The following is a 20179-nucleotide window of genomic DNA, read 5'->3' on the forward strand; positions in this document are numbered from 1 at the left end:
GATGCTCGCTTGGCTTGCGGCTTCAAGCGTAGCCGGTGAGCAGCGGCACACAGAGACATCTGATAAACAGACTTTCAACATTTGGGATCGGAAATGGAAGACGCCTTCTGCTGAGTTATTTGCACTCAGGTTCCGGCCAAGCGACATCTCGATGGGCATTCGGGGAACGATGCCTCAGTGTTGCAGGACCACGGGGCACGTCGGCGCGCAGGAACACACGCCCCCTACCCGCTGCCGACAACTTAATTGGCTTCAAACCGATTGCTTCGAGCTGGTCACCGACCCTCCGCGTTCCTTTCCCTTCGAATTCGGCAAGATGTTTGCAGGGGACATATTGCTCCATGAATCGATCGACGGACTCGTAAGTCACCACTTTGATCGATTTCCGAGAGTGCGGGTGCCGTGCCCGAGCTTGCGTCAGGTAGCCCGCGTCCACCAAATACCGCACGGCAGCTTCATTGATCCCCAGATAGCGTGCTAGCGTGGACCGAAGGTAGCCTTCTGGCTTGAGCAGACGCAACGCCTTGGCAACCTCTTGTGGGTCCAGCCGCACAGACAGGTAGCCACTTTCCTCAGATGACTTGGCGACAGTTTTCAGCGCCCCCTTCTGGATCAAGCGAACAACGTCAGCCGCGCCTGCGACGGCTTTCCGGCAGGTCGTCTGAATCCCGACCAGGCGCTCCGCACCTCCGTCTCCTTCGCCCAGTTGGACGCGAGGTTTGATGCTGGAGAGGAATGCATCAAGCTGGCCTTCGTCGTAATAGGGACGCCCAACGGGCGACCCGGCAATCGGTGAGATGAGACCGCCTGCCACCAGTGCATCGAACTGAGCCCTGGGAGCATTGACCCTTCTTTGCGCAGCAACCTGGCAAATGGCCCCGGAGAAGCGCTCGACGATCGGCTTGAGCGCCCGCGCATCAAGAAGCGCGGCCTTGCCGACATCCTCACCTGAAGTCAGGAAGCCATTGGCCTGCAACAGCTCCAACGTTTGACGATATCCCAGTCCCAGATCACGACGCAGAGCTGCGACACTGTAGACGCGCCGACCGGCACAAGGCTTGCCGAAGAGCATGTCCCCTTCACCGATGGGGTACGTCTCCGCCATGAAATCCCGCGCGATGACTCTTAGGGGTTCATATTGATCCGCGTGTGACTGCTCCAGCCAGTTGAACAGACAGCCATAGTGCCTGCGGGACAGGGAGACCGGCGATCCAGCGTCACGATGGATGGCACCGAGCAAATCTCGCAGCCCGCGCTCACCTCGCGACAAAATTTCAAAGCCTCGCGCACCTGCCTGGCTCTTGTCGCCTTCCGACAAGAACTTCGGCTTCGCCCCCACCCCGAAGAGGTCTGCGATACCCAGGATCTCGGCACCGAGCGCTACGGCACCGAAGCCCAGATCATCTAGCCAGCGGTCCTGGCGTTCACCTGCCATTCTGCGAGCCAGATAACTTTCCAGACCGGTCGGCGCCTGACGAACGACCAGTTGTTCCAGTTTCTCAGGCTCAAGTCCCAGATCGCGAATGCGGCCTGCAAAGTCGTGTGGGCCACGGCTATGCGAATAGCTTTCGTCCTCGTGGAGCCTGCATCCATGCTGAGGGCACGCCCGGATCGAGGGGATGTGCCAAACGCACCTTTGGGCGGCACCACCGACCGCAGACGCAGCTACGTCTTCGGCCACACATTGCGGGCAAAACCTCAGCCGCCGACGAGTGATCCACCGCTTCTCAACAAGTTGCCCGGCGACCAGGTACTGACCCGTCGAGGTCTTGGTCACGAGCCCTCGCAAGAGCTCGGCGCGGTCGATACCACCAAGCTGAGCAAGGAAGGACAGCGCGCGCTCCTCGCCATCGGCAAGAGATTGCAGCGCAAAACCTTGATCAGCACAAAACTCCGATGCGAAAGACAGGCCGTTTGCCCAGGCCAGCCGTGACGCGAAGGACGCCGGGGTTTCCCCCGGCACCAACGCTACCAGGATCGGTAAGCGACGGCTCATGCCGCGCCCCTCGTCTTGACTGGCGGCGCCTCGAGGTCCGCGCCGCCCAACAGCTGCCCGGTGTTGATGGCGCGAAAGTTACCCACGATGAAGGGGTTCAATGCGTCCACACAGCCTTTCTGCTTGCGATAGGCGGCCGCAAAGTGCGCTTGTTCCACCGACGCACTCCCCTCAAGCAACGCGATCTTGATAGCCTCGATGATCAGTCGCGTCGTCAGCCCGAACTCGTACCGGGAAGCATGCAGCAGACGCTGAACGGAGGACGCAGCCTGAAAAGACTGCCCTCGCCCTAGCTTCGCTGCCGAGAGATAGGCTTCCAGCACCCCGACGACCTCATGGCCATGCGCGGCGTATGTCATTGGAGCGAAATGCACGGGCTCAAACCGCCGCTTCAGCTGATCATCCCGATTGATCAGGTCCAGGAGCTCGCAGGTCCCACTCAAGATCAGGCTGACAGGCCAAGTGGCGTATTCCAGACAGGATTTCCACACGAGCATAACCTGGTCCAGATCATGCTTCGACTTGGATCTCAGGATGTGCTGGGCCTCATCGAAGTGAAAGAACAACGTCTTATGCGCCCGCGCTTGGCGCATCACCTGCTGCCAGATGGAATGCGCATTGCGCTCGCTCTTACTCTCGTATCCAAAGGCATCGAGAGTATCGACGCCGACCCCTTTGATCGTTGCACCAGTCTCAAGCCGAACGGTCAGTGCTTCTCGCAGGGGCGACCCATACGAAATTTGGGGATGCTGCTCCAACGCATGCGTTGTACTGACCGTCTTGCCAGCCCCAGCGTTCCCGATGACAACAATACCACGTTCCGCGGGCATCCGTCCGGCGACCATGTGCGCCTTACGCCGGTAGAAAATATCATCAATCTGATCTTGGAGGTCACGATAGGCGTCGTGAGCGATGAAGCGGCTTTCAAGGTCAGCCACGATGTGGCTGACCTCCTCACGTGAAATGCGGGTCATTCACCCTCCTCCATGCGCCACCGCGGGCGTTGGGAGGAAGGCGTGCTGACCACGTCCTCTTCCGATGGAAGAACGGTCAGGGGGGCCGGAAGCGCGTTCTCGGCCTTGGGGATCACGCCAGATAGCAGCCCACGCTTCTTTCTGGAAACAGCAGGAGAGTGTCCGGCAACGACATCCAGGCCAAGCCAAAGCTGTTTCCGATTGCGCTCGACGTCGGCCCGTGTCGGCGCGAGAGCGGAAATACCGAGCCGTTGTGAGGCTGCGCGATCCTCTTCCGAAAAATCGGCCAGAGCCTGATCAATGACATCTTGCGTCAGCTCCGCCTCTGCCTCGAAACGCCGCCGCAGGTTGGTGCAGGCTTCTGTCCAAAGATCCAGAGACAGGCCGTCGAACCCCTTTGCGCGGGTGCGCGCCACGACCCATACACCATCAAGGTGAACCTCAATCAGCCCCAAGTCTTCATGATCTACCCGAATTTCGACTTCGAGATCAGGGTTGGAGAGGAAGTAGTCCTCCACCGCCTGGCAGGTATAGAAGATACCTGCAAATCGAACACCGCGCCCGGAAATCGTCCGGGTGTACTTCCGGCCGAACGCACCCAACCGCTCGAACCGCCCCGGTTGCCGAGGTTTTCCGACCGTCGAACACAGCTCCCGCCAACAATTCAGCGGCGTCTGTCCACCAAGGCCTCCATGTGGCTTGTTGTTGTACACGTCGACAACAAAGCGCACCAAGATCCGTGTCAGCTCGTCGTCGGCAAGCGCCGCATAGTCTTCAGGTTCGAAGTCGCCCTTTTCGACGATGTTCGAATATGTGCGCGCACTCAGGCACTGCATCAGGTCCACACCGAAGGTCCGGAAACACCGTTCGACATGCCCACGCAACTTGGGCACGCCCGCGGGAGGAAACATGACCGTACCACGCAGGTCAGTCACAGCAGCTCGGAAGTCGAAGTTCGCAAAGGCAACGCCTTGGTCAGAGGCAACGGTCTCGAACCCAGTCCCCGGCCAATAGGGCAGTTTGCACCCGAAGAGCTTTGCCAACTCAGACTTGTCGCGCGTGGCAAGGTCCAACGCGGCAATCGCGTCTTCAGTGTTGGGAGCAGCACATACCTTCACCGAGAGGATCAGCCGCGTTCGGACATCGATCACCACGTAGATCCAGCGTCGCCCCTTCGGCAACGCCTTGATCTGTTCTTCGGTCAGATGCCCGAACACGCCGGCTTCCGCGAAAAAGGTGATCAGATCGACCTTCCACTCATCAACCTCCAGCCGCTCTCCGGGACGCAGGACGTTGAGGCCCTCTCCGATGATTGCAAAATGCCTGTTGGCCGCCTCTAGCCCCTGGCGCTGGCACATGACGTAATAGGGCTCGAGACGGTTGATCTCCCTGTAGATGGTACTATCGGACGGCACTTCCAAAGCCGGTAGGCCGCGGTCTACCCGAAAGGCATTGGCCAGCCGAAACGCCCGCTTTGCCTGCCGAATGACACTTTTCTTGGACGGCCGTTTGAAGCTGGCATAACGATCTGCGCACTTCCGCAGCAGTGCCGCACTCTCTGGGCCGAATTTCACCTTTGTACGACCGGCCAAGTGCCTCTTATCGATAAGCGCCAGAACGGAACGCCCTGCATCCTGGTACTTTCGCACCCATCGCAATAGGGCCGACGAGCTTGGCGGGTCGATTTCGTTTCGCGAGCGTTTCTTGCCGCAGTACTTGCGTTTCTGGGCAGGCCCTTCGGGTTGAGGGATATGCTTCTCTATCTGCGGGGCGACCTTGAGAATCCAAGCGTCGACGTCCCTCCAATCCCGTCCGATTTCTTCGCGCGCCTCGGCATCCAGAAAGAAATCGCACCATGTCTGTCGGAAGAATACCTTCCCGCGTTGCTTGCGCGGCAACTGGGAGACGACCTGCTCTCCGAACTTGGTTCGCTGTCGCGCCGCCTCCTCGCTGTGGTAGCCGTCCTGTACAACGATATGACCCGTCCTCAGGCCATCTTTGATCTCATCGTAGGTCAGCTCATCAAAAGCAACATTTCCGTCAACTTCGCGCGTGACGGTAACCCCCAAAGGCCCTTGGTCAACGACCAAGCTGGCTATGCCGCCATGGCGGATTTGCGAGTATGGCTCCAGACGAATGATCTCGTTCATTTCGAGCCTCCTTCGACCAGCATCTCGAGGTCGATGATGCCGTCCTCAAGCGGCCGCAGTACGCCAGCATAGATCGCCTTGAAGACCTCAGGCCATGCCCTCCCCCCGATGGCAGCCCGCGCGATCAGATCGCGGATTTTAACCGGCAGCTCAAGCTCGGCCGCCAAGCCTGCAATGATAGACGCGGCTTCCGGATCGTCTTCACGCCTGTACGCCAAGAGGCGGCGCGCATTCAGGGCTTCCCACTGGTCGTAATTTTCCTCGGTGATCAGAACCAAAGTCTCGGCGAACTCTGGCGGCATGGCCGCCGCCACAAAGCTCAGCTGCTCTTCAAGGTTCTGGGCCATGGCGCGTGCCGCAGGTTTCACCTCGGTGGCAAACGTGGTTCCGTCAGCAAAGGTAAAGACCTGGTCGATCATTTTGCGTCTGGGTCGCCCCTCTGCGTCGACGTACTCGATGGCTGGAGGTTGCTCTACCATGTCAGCGACAGGATAGGCGGCGGTGATCGTGACAAAAGCGTCGAACTCACCAAGGCTGTCGAATTTCACTTTCTGGCTCTCACCGCCATAAGGTCGGAAAGCGCCTGTCTCTACATAGGTTCGCGCCTTCAAGCGTTCCGAAAGGTTCCGCGTCGAACGGCTGGCCCGGGGGGCCACGAAGATTTCTTTTTCCATGTTTTTTCAGTGTGCGGGATTGCCCGTGGGTCATACTGACCACGGTGAACCGCTCACGATCCTCTTGTCGAATGATGGAAGACGGCCGAGCACGACCGATCGGGTCAGGTGACCCGGCCGCCAGACTTGACTTTTGAGGGGAATCGAGAGACCTTCACATTGTCGGGTACCAATCGACATGAAGGCCCTTGAGAGTCCGCTCTCGGGGCTTTTCTCTTTTCTAGATCATCCCGTCTGACCTCCCTTTTTTCTTACACCGGCAGCGGGCCACAGATCATCTGCGCGAAACCCAGTGCGCTCGGCGATTGCCGCTTCGATCTGCGGCGATCTCTTCCGACCGGCCAACACGTTCGACACCGCAGGTCGACTGTATCCGATACTCTCAGCAAGCTCCGTGATCGTCGTCCCGGACATCCCGAGATGCAGTTTCACGATCTGCTGACGCATTTTGTCTGCGTCCATATCTTGCAGCCTTCAGTGGGAACGAACGTTTCTGATCAAGCCGGGTTCGCTTTCCCGACCTGAACCGATTCTAGGAAGGCTCCAGAGCAGCTTGCAAGGAAAATATGGGGCCTTTTCCCACAGAAGTCTCAATCAGTTCTGACACTTAACCTACATTACCCTCGGAATGTCATATGGCGATTTCACATTGGACATTGGCGGTGGAAAGAAGGTTTCAAACGGCATCGGGAACCCCGCACCACACCAAAAGAGGTCCTCGGCTTTTGTGCAGTCACATGCCAATGTCGGGGACGGATTCAGACGAAAGCGGAGGGCATGCACTTGGCCAACTGGTATTCGGCCGACCTGCACTTCGGCCATCATCGCATCATCGACTTCTGCAAGCGCCCGTTTGCCTCGACAGCCGAGATGAACGCCGCGTTGATCGCAAACTTCCAGGCCTGCGTCCGTCATGACGATGACCTATGGATTCTGGGGGATTTCGCGTTCGGACGCGCCGAGGATACGGCCCAGTTCGAAAGCTGGTTTCACAGCCTCCCTGGGCGCAAGCACCTGATCATCGGCAACCACGATGATGAAGCGGTAATTTCGCTACCCTGGGCCAGCACCGAGTACATGGCAGAGATCAAGGACGGCGATCAAAGCCTCGTTCTGTGCCACTACCCGATGATCACATGGAACGGCGCTCGGCGGGGTGCATTGCAGCTCTTCGGCCATGTTCACGACCAATGGCCTGGCTCCCGCAACAGCGTGAACGTTGGCGTCGACCAGTGGGATTTCCGCCCCGTGCGGGTTTCCGAAATCATAGGTCGGGCCGCAAAGCTGCCCGTGAACAAGCACTGGCATGATGTGGAGCACGGGAACGAACTGAGTTGAAAACGCTGCGCCCGGTAGGCGGCGCAATGGTACAGCGGCAGGCAGCACCCGTCGCTCGCACAACTTGTCTCATCTGTTTGCCAGGCTTGGCGCGAGGGGCGGGAAGCGGAAGTTCGCTGCGTATGCGTTGGAGTATCGACAGACCAGGAAAAGCAGACATTCAACGGCAGTCGTTGGGAACGACCTGGAGATGTGCAGTCTATTGCGGCATAACTTGCTACTAGGGTATAACTCGAAATCAGAACAAAACATGATCTGGAGGCAGCGGAATTTCAGATTCGAGTCCACGATCCACTGGACCAGCAGGTCCCAAATTTGAAGCGCAAGTAGGCACCCACTATGCGTTGGCATTGCTAGCCAACACGGAGCCTTTTGGAATGCCGGGCGCAGTTGTTGATCGAATTGAATTTCAACGCGGTGGCCAAGAACATCCGCTCGACGACGTAATTGTCCATGGCAAGACTTCAGAAGGCGAAGATCGCTGTCTTGAGGTTCAGGTCAAACGATCGATGGCATTCACCGAGAGCGACGCCAATTTCGCATCGATCGTAGACGCAATCGTCAGAGCGCGAAAGATCGAGCCGAACCGTCGCTTTGCGGTTGCCATCGAGCGCACCACGGGTGCGATCGACAATGGCGCGCAGGAAGCATTAGAACTTGCGCAGCAGACGATCGATGCCGCTTCGTTCCTGAAGCTCCTTGAGACGCCTGGTCGCAGCAATAAGGACATGCGTGCGTTCGTTGCTGCGTTCAGAGTTCACCTCGAAACGAGCGGCGAGACCGGGGGCGATGCTCTCTACGAGATCCTTCGATCATTCTCAGTCCTGACATTCGATTATGCCCGCCCGAACTCGATAGCCGAGCAGCATGATCGCTTTCGTGCAAGGCAGTTGACATCCGCCAACGGTGGTCCCGACCCCTATGACGGGCTGTTCGGACTTGTCCTTCGGGCTGATGCCACAGGAGGCGAACTGGACCGGAGTCAACTGGTCCAAAAGTTAGGAGCTGTCGGTATCGGCATTGGTGCAGCGCCAACGCTAGCGTCGGCGCGCCGCCATATCGAGGAACTCAGCCGCCATGCGCTTGAGGACATCGGCCTTACGGTGAATGAATGTCGGCTCGCGCGGGAAAAGCCTCGGCGGGAATTGGAGGCGCTACTTCAGGCGGCGGAGACGCTGGACGGCGTGGTTGAGATTTCGGGGCCTAGCGGCGTTGGTAAATCCGGTCTGCTCAGAAATGTTGTCGAGAGTCGTGGAGCGGTCTCTCGCATATTGGTGCTGGCCCCAGACCGGACCCCGCCTGGCGGCTGGTCCGCAATGCGCTCACAGTTCGATATACAGGCGAAGGCAAACGAGTTTCTGAGCGATCTTGCCTGCGATGGCGGTGGTTACCTTTGTATTGATGGTCTTGATCGGTTTCGTGACAGCGCGCAACGAAAGACTGTCCTCGACCTCTTACGTGCAGGATTGCGATGTCAGGGACTGACGGTGCTGTTCACTGCACGACCTGGATGGGAGGAAGAAGCCGCTACGTGGATCGGCGAAGAGACGTTCGGGCAGCTGTCTAGTCGCGGACGACTGACGTTGGACGGGCTCGATGACGATGAGGCAGAAGCGCTTGCGGCAGCATCTCCGCAGCTCGCAAGCCTGCTAAGACCGGATCATCCGGCGAAACCGCTTGCCCGAAACCTGTTGAAGTTGCGGCTGCTCATCAGAACCCGGCTCGATACTACCAAAGCAATCAGTGAGGCGGAACTCGCAAACGACTGGCTGGCCTCCGGCGGGGGGACGAGTGAGCGTACGAGCGGCGAGACCCGCACGCGCAAGCGCGTGCTCTACGCGGTCGGCCAAGGCCTTATCGAGGGCGCCGGTCTAGTCGATGTCGCGGGACAGGACGCGCAGGCCGTTGCGGGTTTGATTGCGGAAGGAGTGCTGGTCGAAATCCGTTCGGACCGGGTTCGCTTCCGGCACGATTTGTTTACAGATTGGTCGGCCGCCTGCGTCTTATCGGATGATCCCGACGTGATGGACGGTCTGCCCTTTGCCGCGCCGCCACCTTTCTGGATGGCCCGCGGGTTTGAACTTGCGTGCCGAATGCTTGCCGAAAGCAGCTCGGACGAGGCGTGGCCGGAACTGCTCGCGCGACTAGAGGGAGAAGGCGTTGCCCCAGGATGGACGGGTCTCGTATTGCTGGCGCTTATCCGATCGGAACATGCCGACTACTTGCTCGATCGATACGACCGTTTTCTCTTGGCGGATAAGGGGGAGCGAGCAGCGCAACTCGTCAGACGCTTCATCGCATCGCACACTCAGTCCGCAGCGCCCCTCTTGAGCGAGGCTCTGCCAGACGGGATTCAAATGCCTGAGGGCATGACGCTTCCAAAAGGTCCGGAGTGGATGCGACTCATCCTATGGTGTTTGCAGCGCTTCGATCGTTTGAAGCCAATTGCTTTGTCAGCGGTCGTAGATCTTTTTCAGAACTGGCTCATTCTTGCAGCGTTTGGAGAAAAGACAGTGGCGCCAGTCTTGCTGGGTCGCTTGGCCGATATTCTGGTCGCGGATATCGAGCAGACAGACCGCCCTCTGCCTCGGTATCGAGACACACTCCCGGAGATAAAGTATGCGGTCACCAGCGATGCTCTCGAAACAGCTCGACTGCAACTTGCGCTCTGGGCGCCGCTGTCGCCAGAGGTTGCGGCCCGCTATTTGAACGCAATCAAAAACTCGAAGCGTCCGGAAGCAGCAATGAGCCAGATCCTCGAGTTTCCGGGGCGGTTGGCGAGCTCTGCGCCCGCGGAATTCGCCGCGGCGTTTTTGCGGGCGACCGAAGACGACGAAGATGAGAACGACTACGACATGAGAGCAAGGGGTCGACGCTCCTACGCAATGTCGCGCGTCGACAGATCGTTTGTACTTGGCCGATGTGGCATGGGCGTATTCACGGAGCTTCTTCAGGCAGCACCTGCCACTGGCACATCCTTCATCAGAGTACTGACAGCGCGCGCGTGTGCGCCTGAAGACGGTGATCCGCACTTTACCGTAGAATTCATGGGCGAGACGCGCAGGATTGCGGCGTCGTTCAGCTATGGCTGGTCGCGCGGACGTACGCCATCGGCAATGCTGCCCAAGGCACTTCAGGCTCTAGAGCACTGGTCCCATCGCAGGCTTGACGAAGGCGATACACTTGAATCGGTAATTGCAGATGTAGTTGGTGAGGGACCGATACTCGGCGCGCTATGGCTTGTTGTTGTCGATCTCGTTTTGTCTCATTCTTCGCTGAATGGAAGCATCCTACGAGATCTTCTCGCATCACCGGAAACGCTGGCATTGGACGCAGAGCGGGCCAATATCGACAGGGTTGACTCGATCGGAGGGGGGCTGCTCGGCAGCGCCTGGCGGCCGGCCCCGGCATCCGACCGATCTGTCGAAGAAGATCTGGCGAACCGTGTGTCAAGAAGCCTTGCGCTGCACGACGTCATACCTCAGCTCGTCTTCAGAGGTTCTGAGCAAGAGCTTGCTGTGCTGCAGCAGCGGCTCGATGTCGCTGTGAGACGACTTGGGCCGTGGACCCAAGACGCGGTCGAATGGGGCTCGCCTGAATTCATGGCGTCCCACGCTCTCCGTCTCTCATCCCGGAGCAACTACAAGCAGGTCAAGGAAAAAGACGCGTCGGGCGAGCAACGCGAAGGATGGGCTTACGATTGGCCGCCAGGACAAAAACGATGGCTGGAGGAAGGTGCCGCCACTGCGAGCGCGGAACATTCAGCTTTCACTCGGTCGCTGGCAGTCCGCATGGCAATGGACGACGACACAAAGCCCGTCAGTGCAAGTGTTGCAGATGCGGAAGCGATCTTGGATGAGACTGCCAACGCCACGCCTGCCGAAAACGAAGATACGTCGCACGACCCAAACGATCCTTGGCTGGCGCGCATCGCGGCTGCAGCATTTGTAGCACGCTTTGGCACACCTGAAGACCTAGCGCGATATCGGTCTAAGCTCACATCGATATTTGACGAAGCACTGCAGTCCAAGGGCCAGGAAAGGACGTGGCCGCGCGACGATGTAATGTACGACGAGAGATCACTGGCGATCGCTGGCCTCCTCTATCTAGCCGCCGCTAGCGGTGATGAGGCGGATACAAACCGGCTTTTGAGGTCTGTGGTGGAATTCCCGATGAATGCCGCGCCAGTCTTTCTGCGGCATCGAACCGCAGCAGGCAGGATCGATGAGAAGGCCTTGATCTCGATCTGTCGTCTAGCAATTCTCGGCTGCTGGATTCCTCGCCGTGCGAATTACGATGAGGACGAAGCCTCCTATGACAAGCGATGCGCAGACTTGAAACTGCGTTTGTCCTCCGCGATTGAGGCAGAAAGTCTATGGCGAGAGAACGGCGCAGAGCCTGAGTGGCCGACGCCGCCTCGGCGGCGTTCGAAGCGTGCAAGACGGACTTTGACGATTGGTGGGAAGAACGGTTCGAAGAAGCGCGCTGCGCCCGAGCCGCAATGGCCAGACTACTATTTCGACGAAAAAACCGGAACGGCGTGGCTTCGAACGCTTGAACGTCTCGGCACAAGTGCCGGGGCGATATCGCAAACGCTCATGCGCGCCAATCGGGACTGGCTCTTAGCGACAAACGCGTCAGGCGAGGACTGCGAAGACGATGGTGATATCGAACGCGTTTGGACGCGAGGTTTGATGCATTTCGCTGCTGTGCATGCCCAACACTGGCAAGAGGATACGCGCCAGGCATTGGTATTCGATGTCCTAAAAGCTTTTTCTGATGAAGCGTTCATCGATGCTGCCGCTACGTTCATTGTGCAGAGCGACCTTCATTTAATCGAGGGCGATACAGAAGATCGAGCCTATCTGCTGTCTGTGCGCGAGGCTCTTTGGCCACGACTTAAGCAGACACAGCATTGGCGCGGTCATTTGTGGTCGACGAGCGACGGTATGGAAATCCATTTGAAGGAACTCATCAGCGCCTACTTCATGCGGGTGAGCTATGGGTTCGGTGAGTGCCAAGCTTACACAAAGGGTTTAGGCGACCCCGAATTGACGCCCTTCATTCCGCTGCTGCTGGAGATCACTAGAGAAGCGCCATCGTGCCCGACTATTGCATACTTTTATTTACATATTCTCGAATGCTTGGAGCCATCGACTGCTGAGGCGCCGCTCGCGGCAGCTGCCGACCGATGGGCCAAGGCAGCCAATAATCGGTTTTGGAACGAGCTCGGCATCGGGCGGCGTGTCCTTTCGGTCGGCCAGAGCGCGGAACAGCTATCCAACGTCTCTGCTTGGAACAAAGTCTGTGATGCTCTGATGACGGCCGGTGTGACCGTTGACGCGGAGTTCTTGGGGCGAGTGAATGGCTAGAAAGGGTCGGCATCCAGACGCAGGATTTTTGATCTACATTTGCGCCCACCGAAGTCGCCCGACCCGAAATTTAAGTGCAGAGTGAGTATGTCTTCTCCCACGATCAATTTCCGTAGCATTCGCCCGCAACATGGAAGCCAGCATGGCGGTTTTGAGGAAATGGTCTGCCAGCTTGCAGTCCTGGAAACCGCTCAAAATGTTCGATTTCACCGCAAGGGTGCAGGCGCCGATGCCGGGCTCGAATGCTATCGAGTGGAAGCTGATGGAAGAGAGACTGGTTGGCAGGCCAAGTATTTCTTCGAGTTTGGGAGCAACGAAGCTACGCAGCTGACGAAATCCTTCAAGCAAGCGATTGCGCGTCACCCTCAGCTTTCGCGTTTCATCGTCAGTCTGCCATTCAATCTCTCAGACGGACGGGTTGGGAATCGAATCTCCGAAAAGGATCGCTGGAATCGCTGGGTGCAAGCCCGCACCAAAGCGGTCGCGCCACGTAAGGTGGAAATTGAGCTGTGGGACGAAACGCAGCTCATCGAACGACTTTCCCGGAACGAGCCAAGATACGCTGGACGGCGGCACTACTGGTTCGACCTTCTGCATTTCACGCCGGACTGGTTTCAAACGCGTTTTGCAATTACTCGCCATGCGCTCGGCACGCGCTATACGCCCGAACTCAACATAGAACTCCCAATCCGCCGAGGGTTACTCGCGATCGCTCGCGACCCTAGCTTTGTTGAGGGCTTGACTCGGCGCGCCGACGATATCGATGAGGCCCGGCATCGCGCGGCCGACAGTATCGCGAGATTGCTTTCTGGAGGGTCGGCAGCTGCGCCCGCCGCGGGCCTTGATGCAGAACTTCAGACTATCATCGGATTGATCCGAACAGCATCGATTGGTCCGGCCGACCCAGTACCCTTCGATGCTTGGATAGAAGCTCTAGATGTTGCGAGCGAGACCTTAAGAACCTGCTCCGCAGCAGTCTGGGATCTGCGCGCGCAGCAAGGCGGGGATCGCGAAGAGGCGCGCCACGCCCAGTTCTATGTCGATCAGCTTCACGAGGCGATCGGGAAAGTAACCGACGAAATCAAGCGGCCAATCAGTCGGCTAGCGAATGAGCATCGACTGCTTGTCACGGGCGAAGCCGGGATTGGCAAGTCTCATCTGCTCGCCGATGTGGCGAACCATCACATCGGCCAAGGTTTCCCTGCGGTCTTGGTCTTGGGCGGCAGCTTCGTCGATGGCGAGCCCTGGCGGCAAGTCGCCGATCAGCTCGGCCTGACTAATACGACGCCTGATGAGCTTCTCGGCACGCTGGACGCCGCTGGCGAAGCAGCAGGCACGCGCGCGCTCGTCATGATCGATGCAATCAATGAACGCGGTGGAGTTGCGTTATGGGCCAATCGTCTTGCAGCGTTTCTCGCCACGGCGGACCGCTTCTCGCATGTGGCGGTAATCCTCTCCTGCCGCACTACCTTCCTGCCTTACATCGTCCGCGAGATCGACGAGACGGCGCTGCCTCGTATCGCTCATCCCGGCTTCGTTGGTCGGGCCGCGCAGGCCGCACAGCGTTATCTCGATGCCCGCGGCATCGTGCGCATGGCAGCGCCCAATTTCTCCCCCGAGTTCGAAAACCCCCTGTTTCTGCGCACCTGCTGCGATGCACTTGAGCGCCGCGGCGAGCAGGAACTGCCACGAGGGCTTGCCGGTGTATCGGGTGTGTTTGATTTCTATTTCGGAGCTGTCGCGGATGCGATCACGGCGCGGATGGGGCTGTACCCGCGTCTCCGCATCGTCGAGACGGCGCTTGAAAGGATCACCCAGGCGATGGTGGAGGCGCGCAGCGGCTATCTCCCAATGGCTCAGGTCCATGCATTGCTAGAAGAGCTGCACCCTTCACAAAACCAGACCGAGCAGAGCCTCTTCTTCCAGCTGGAGAATGAGGGAGTCCTGACCGTGGAGCCGGTCATCGACGGCTCGACGACAGTGGAGCTGGTCCGCTTCACTTTCGAGCGCTTGAGCGACCATCGCATCGCCCAAAAGCTACTAGACGCAGCAATAACCGGTAGCGATCCGGCGCCCGCCTTTTCACCGGGTGGGTCGCTTCGCGAGTACGTGGTCGGATCTAGCGCGTATCGCTTTGCCGGCATTGCCGAAGCCTTCGCCGTGCAGTTGCCCGAACGCTTCGGTCTCGAGCTTCTCGATCTCATCGAGGACGATATTGCGCTCTACGACCTACTGCCGGGTTTCCGGACCAGCCTGCTGTGGCGACGCCAAGACGCTTTCCGTGAACGCACGCTGGAATTGCTCGATAAACACGCCGACTATCTGGACGGCGACCCTTGGCTCGATACGCTGATCGCGATTGCGACCGAACCCGGCAACGCCTTCAACGCGGACTATCTCGATAATTGGTTGCGTCCGATGTCGATGCCGGAGCGCGACGAACAGTGGTCTGTGCGTGTGACCTATCTCGCCGCCAACGATGGCAATGCGATCGATACGCTGATCCAATGGGTGCTAGCCAATGGCCTCAATCCTATCGAACGCGAGCGCGCTAGGCTGGCCGCGATCATGCTCGCTTGGCTCACCAGCCTTAGTCACCGGATCGTCCGCGACATGGCAACAAAAGCGCTGGCTGCGTTGCTGGTGAATCGGCGCGAGCTAGGCGCCTATCTCATCGACCGATTTGCTGGTCTCAGCGATGCCTACGTTGTCGATCGTGTCTTGGCAGCCGTCTATGGCGGGGCAACCCGTAACGGCAGCAACGAAGGACTCGGAGCATTGGCCGAAGCTGTCTATTTGGCAGTGTTCACGAATGATCCTATTCCGGCTCATGCTCTGATCCGCGACCATGCGCGGGGTATCATCGAATTGGCAGCGTACCGTGGTGTCTTACCGACTAGCGTATCGCTCGATCGAGCAAGGCCACCATATCCGGCAGGGCCACCGTTGGAAGCGGTCAGCGACGAGGTATTGGCCGGCTTCGTTCAGGATTATTCAGGTTCACTCCTGCGCGATGACATTATGAGTTCTGCATTCGAGGACGGGGACTTTGCGCGCTATGAGATCGATCCGCTCGCGCATTGCTTCCTAAAACTGCCGCGCGAAGAGGTCGGGCGTTCGAACGAGGCTCGGTACAACGAGTGGTATGTCCGGGCTATTGCTGGGCGGCGTGACCGCGAGGCAGCACTGGAGCGTTTGACCGATATTTCCGGACGATTGAGCGCCATGCCTTACGATTTCAACCGATGGTTCGAAGATACCGAGGATGTTCCGGACGACGGAAATGGAGGGCCAACTCGAAAGGAGGTCCAAGCCGAACGCGATGCAGCAGCGGCTGATTTCCGGTTACTGCTCAGCGACGCGGAATACGAGGATTATCAGATCTATGCTGAGGGTTGGGTCGAAGAGGGGATGTGGGATGCTGAGGCATCGCTACGGCATCCGGAATTCAACAGCCAGACCGCGCGGCGGTGGGTGGCTTGGCGCGCGCACGACCTCGGATGGACGCCCGAACGGTTTGCCCAATTTGAACGCCATATGCCGAGCCGAGGCCGTATGGAGCACAGCATCGAACGGATTGGAAAGAAATATCAATGGATTGCCTATCATGAGCTGACGGGCCGGCTCTCCGATCTAGTCGCGGTCGACGGCGGTTTTCGCGATCAGCCTCAGCCCTATCGCGGTCCTTGGCAGGTCAACACTCGAGAGATGGATCCCACGATCTTGATCACGCGCACAAACGAGCGGGATAGTAGCAGACAACCAGCGACCTGGTGGTCACCGCACGCGCCGCGGTGGCGCGAGGATCCACCTCAAGCGAGGATTGCTTGGATGCGCGACGAGAGCCGCGATGTACCCGATGTTCTCAAGCAGTTGGACGTGACCGATCCCGATGGTCGTCGCTGGCTGGTGCTTGATTTGGGTGCGACTCGCAATCAGTCGGTGGTCGATAACGGCGAATCTGTTTTTCTGCGAATGACTTGGCACAAGGTGCATTCCCTTCTTGTAGCGCGGGGGGATGCGGATCGCCTCGTCAGGCTACTGACCAGCTCGGAGCGCGAGCGCGACCACCCACCCGAGATAGAATTGCCGTGGCGCGCTTATCTCGGCGAGTATCCATGGCACCCGTCCTATGATCAGTTGCTTGGTGATTGGGAATTGGGCACGCCGAAGATCGAGGTCTTCGGGACGATCGCCAACCGCTATGTCGAGCGATCTGGTCACAATTATTCAATTGAGGACTCGTTCAACCTCTCTCTTCCCGGCCCCCGGCTCGTCCGAGGTCTTGAACTTGGGCTTGCGGAGGGGCGCTCGCTCGCCTTTTGCGATGCAAAGGGCGTCATCCAATTTAAGGATCCGTCCGCCGAATCCGTCGGCCATAGTGCAGCACTCGTCGACCGTGCCGCTCTGGCCGCACTTCTAGAACGAGATGGGCTGGAGTTGATCTGGATGTTCCGCGGCGAGAAGAGCGCGCATGGCGGCCGTCCGCACAGAAGCGGTTGGGGTGGCCAGCTCGACTACTGGGGCATCTTCCGCTTCGGTGGTGAAGAGATTACCGGCCAGCTCCGATTTGAGCATAAGGACCCGAGCAACGAGCAGCTCACCGAGTACCTCTCTCATCGATGATATAGTGCCGGGTGAGTGCCTTACTCACTTCTCGCGTTCTTTGTTCTTGTCCTAATCTATCCGACACTATGCAATTAGGATTCTGAGTTAGTAGCTGTGAAGCAGAAAGTATCTTTGAAGAGATGAGATGAGCTCGTTCGACGATTTACCCAAACGCGATCGCAACCATGCTTTGGAAGAAGAGGCTGAAGCTGCTTTCCAGGCTCTGATCTCGCATAGCGAAGACTTTGTGTTCCAAGGTTCTGACCGGAAGGACTATGGCACCGACTGCCAAATAGAGGTGGTCTTGAATGGGCAGGCGACCAATGTGCGGGTGCATGTCCAACTGAAGGGAACAGAACGCGCTCTCAATGCGGATGGCTCGTTTAGCATCCCGGTTGATCGAGCCAATCTGAATTATCTGGTTGCGCAGCCCTACAGCTTTTATGTCGGATATCATTCACCGTCGAAATCGCTTCGCGTCAGCTTCGTTGATGCGGTTCTGCGCCGATACGAGCACAGCGGAAAGGACTGGACCGATCAACAGAGCCTAACGATATTATTCACCGATGAGCTCACGGTTGACCGTTTGAGCCGATTAGCAAGTCTTGCGCTTTCTGGGTCGCGGATTGCACGAGATCGCAGGATCGCACAAACGACAGCGACAATTGAAGCAATGCCTGTCGTGGTGCGAGAAGCGAAGCCGGAGCTCCACGTGCCAGAGGACCCAGACCTCGCGCGGCAACTAGCCAAACGGTTATATGAGAGCGGCGCGGATCGTGTTCTCAGCGCTGCTTTCGAGCAGTTTCTCTCGGTGCTCGGCGCGGATCACGATGCGATGGGATTTTGTTACATGGCCGAGATAAACTTGGGAATGGGGTATCAATCCCCTGACGTGGAGCGGATCGAGGCAGCCTTAACGCATTTCCGATCGAGGCTCGATACAGGACGCTTTCAAGTCGGAAGCCTGTATTACACTATCGGTAACGCGCTTTCGGCGCTCGACCAGGAGCAAGAAGCCAAGGCATCATACATTGCTGCGCTTGAAGATTCCGATTTCAGTAGCTCATCGGAGATGGCCGCGCAGTGTTACAAGAACCTCGGCACTAGCTTTGAGCGGCTCGGCGACGAGGATATCGCCGCCGAACACTATCTCGAAGCATTGCGATTGAACCCGAACCTGCCGGAGGCACATAACGCACTTGCCCATTATCATCATCGTAATGGCAGATACGAGGAGGCGCTGAGTTACTTCGACCGCGTTGTCTTTACTGATCGGCAACTGGGTCGAACATCGGCGATTTCGGGCTGGCGAATAAACGTCCTTTTTAGTCTTGACGATACCCGTGCAGCTTTCCGCGAAATCAATGGCTTGCTGAGCAATGCAGATTCTGAGCCCTGGATATGGCCATGGTGCGCTAGGCAGGTTGCAGCTTTCGGGCGTACCTCTGTCGAGAGTGCGCTGCTTGCGTTGGCATTTTGGGATCGCTGCATAGAGACGCATCCACAATTGGGGCGTGCGCGAGCCGAGCGACTGCTCACCAGCTTCTACCTACGCGCTAAAGGTCACGATATTGGGGAGTATTCTGAGTTCCGATCAGTATTCGATAAGCATATCGCGATTGTCGATGCCGAAGATGCCGCACTGCCATGGGATCGCCTCGGTCACTGGGCACAAGACGAAGGAAATTGGGAGGGAGCCGAGCTGTGTTTCCGCAAGGCGTACGAGATGGCTGGAGGTCACTATGGTTATTGCTTAGGCACAGCGCTCAATTTTCTCGGCCGTTTTGAAGAAAGCCGCCCGATCCTCCTGGAGCAGGCGGAGCATCTTCAACCCGACGCAATGAGCTGGTTCCAGTTAGGTTTGGCAAACAGCAACACTGGACGTACTTCCGAGGCGATCGCAGCCTATGAAAAGGCAATAGAACTCGACCCCGAGTATGACATAGCCATGTTCAACCTCGGTGGTGTTCTTTGGAACGAAGGGGAAATAGTCGAAGCCGAGGACGTGTGGCTAAGAGCCGTCGAGAAATTCCCTAATCATGAACTTGTGGAAGAAGTTCTCGCAATATTAGAGTTAACTCGTTGAAGCCTAACGGGTAATAGCGCATGCGCGAACAACGCAGTTCGCTGCGGTCTGACAATGTCCGCTTTGGAGAAGCTGTATTGCGGCATTGGAATGTAACATGAATGCCGGATTGGGCCGGCCTCCGACGCAGCTCAATAGTTTCCTTCGAACATCGTTCGTAGATCATGGTCATGCTGTAAAATGGCATCTATTAAAGAGAGCGCGTTGCAGACCAATTCGTCGTTTCGATCTTTATCCGGGTCACCGCTCTTGCCTCCGTGGAAGAGGTTGTTTCTGACGCGTCGAAGAGAGCCCATTAACTCCTGGATGTTTGAAACTGCGCCTACCTGCTCCCAATTCAGGTAGCCTTGCCCGTCGATGATTTGCCGCTTTGGCGGCGTCTGGAGTAGAACGTTCACGTTGCCTGCCGCCTTCATCGCATCAAAAAACGGTGCGCCAAGACGTTCATTGGCAAACCTGTCCCAATCAATCTCAGCGTTCTGGTTTCTTGCGGTTTGACAATAGCCGATCTCTTTGAGGCCAAATTCAAGGCGCATCATGACCTTGAAGAGCCGGTCGGCTCCTGCCGGGTGTTCACTGGTCTTTGAATAGTTCACCTCAACACCCGCCAAAACCGTCGCCTCCTGCTGGACGTTAACCATCATTATTTGCTTCACTACAGGTAGCATTCAATGTCCGCTTCCGGCAAGCTGACCTGCGGCAATGAGGCCGATATGAGCGTCTGGTATGGGCCGAAATCTCTTGGCGAATTTAGAACGAATGTACCCGGAATCGCATCAACTTACTGCGCCTGCCTTCCCTCATACGATCACACCACGCGCAATGAAGTTCGGCTGTCCTCCTCGGCATGCCGCCCTCGCAAGACACCGCTAGCCGTCGCCACAGCCAGACATGCAAACGGCCTCGGGTACTCTCCGAGGCCGTTTCTTGATCATCTCAGCCAAAATGACCTTGTGAGACGGTTAGGTCATGTCGCGTGGC

General features: G+C 57.8%; 10 protein-coding genes. 4 read left to right on the forward strand and 6 right to left on the reverse strand.

Annotated elements, in window-relative coordinates; all coding sequences use genetic code 11:
• Positions 1-115: 115 nt before the first annotated feature.
• The 5 genes from G9Q80_RS01360 to G9Q80_RS28650 all read right to left on the reverse strand — a co-directional run bounded on the left by G9Q80_RS01360 (position 116) and on the right by G9Q80_RS28650 (position 6256).
• The gene (locus tag G9Q80_RS01360; RefSeq protein WP_088716317.1) at positions 116-1996 is read right to left on the reverse strand and encodes a TniQ family protein; all 1881 of its coding nucleotides are present in this window, start codon (positions 1994-1996) and stop codon (positions 116-118) included.
• Positions 1993-2970, reverse strand: a complete 978-nt coding sequence (locus tag G9Q80_RS01365; protein WP_088716318.1) for a TniB family NTP-binding protein — start codon at positions 2968-2970, stop codon at positions 1993-1995. Before G9Q80_RS01365 ends, G9Q80_RS01360 begins: the two co-directional genes overlap by 4 nt.
• Complete coding sequence (locus tag G9Q80_RS01370; protein WP_088716319.1) at positions 2967-5120, reverse strand: TnsB C-terminal domain-containing protein; 2154 nt, start codon at positions 5118-5120, stop codon at positions 2967-2969. Before G9Q80_RS01370 ends, G9Q80_RS01365 begins: the two co-directional genes overlap by 4 nt.
• Complete coding sequence (locus G9Q80_RS01375) at positions 5117-5794, reverse strand: hypothetical protein (protein WP_088716320.1); 678 nt, start codon at positions 5792-5794, stop codon at positions 5117-5119. The genes G9Q80_RS01370 and G9Q80_RS01375 overlap by 4 nt, the downstream gene beginning before the upstream one ends.
• Before the next feature lie 225 nt (positions 5795-6019).
• Positions 6020-6256 carry a helix-turn-helix domain-containing protein gene (locus tag G9Q80_RS28650; RefSeq protein ID WP_088716321.1) on the reverse strand — a complete coding sequence of 79 codons (237 nt, stop codon included), beginning with the start codon at positions 6254-6256 and terminating at the stop codon, positions 6020-6022.
• 321 nt (positions 6257-6577) lie between these two features.
• Between G9Q80_RS28650 and G9Q80_RS01385 the strand changes: the two genes are divergently transcribed.
• The 4 genes from G9Q80_RS01385 (at position 6578) to G9Q80_RS01400 (ending at position 19198) form a co-directional block, all read left to right on the forward strand.
• Positions 6578-7132: a metallophosphoesterase gene (locus G9Q80_RS01385; RefSeq protein ID WP_088716382.1), complete on the forward strand. Its 555-nt coding sequence runs from the start codon at positions 6578-6580 to the stop codon at positions 7130-7132.
• 377 nt (positions 7133-7509) lie between these two features.
• Positions 7510-12504 (forward strand): hypothetical protein, encoded by a 4995-nt coding sequence (locus G9Q80_RS01390; RefSeq protein ID WP_133066445.1) that lies wholly within the window; start codon positions 7510-7512, stop codon positions 12502-12504.
• Positions 12505-12591: 87 nt separating this feature from the next.
• Positions 12592-17130 (forward strand): NACHT domain-containing protein, encoded by a 4539-nt coding sequence (locus tag G9Q80_RS01395; protein WP_133066446.1) that lies wholly within the window; start codon positions 12592-12594, stop codon positions 17128-17130.
• Positions 17131-17257: 127 nt separating this feature from the next.
• Positions 17258-19198: a tetratricopeptide repeat protein gene (locus tag G9Q80_RS01400; RefSeq protein ID WP_088716324.1), complete on the forward strand. Its 1941-nt coding sequence runs from the start codon at positions 17258-17260 to the stop codon at positions 19196-19198.
• A gap of 131 nt (positions 19199-19329) precedes the next feature.
• Here the strand turns inward: G9Q80_RS01400 and G9Q80_RS01405 are convergent, their stop codons facing one another.
• Positions 19330-19866 (reverse strand): hypothetical protein, encoded by a 537-nt coding sequence (locus tag G9Q80_RS01405; RefSeq protein WP_088716325.1) that lies wholly within the window; start codon positions 19864-19866, stop codon positions 19330-19332.
• Positions 19867-20179 lie beyond the last annotated feature (313 nt).

This window comes from Mameliella sp. LZ-28 (assembly GCF_012274245.1).
Lineage (GTDB): Bacteria > Pseudomonadota > Alphaproteobacteria > Rhodobacterales > Rhodobacteraceae > Antarctobacter > Antarctobacter albus.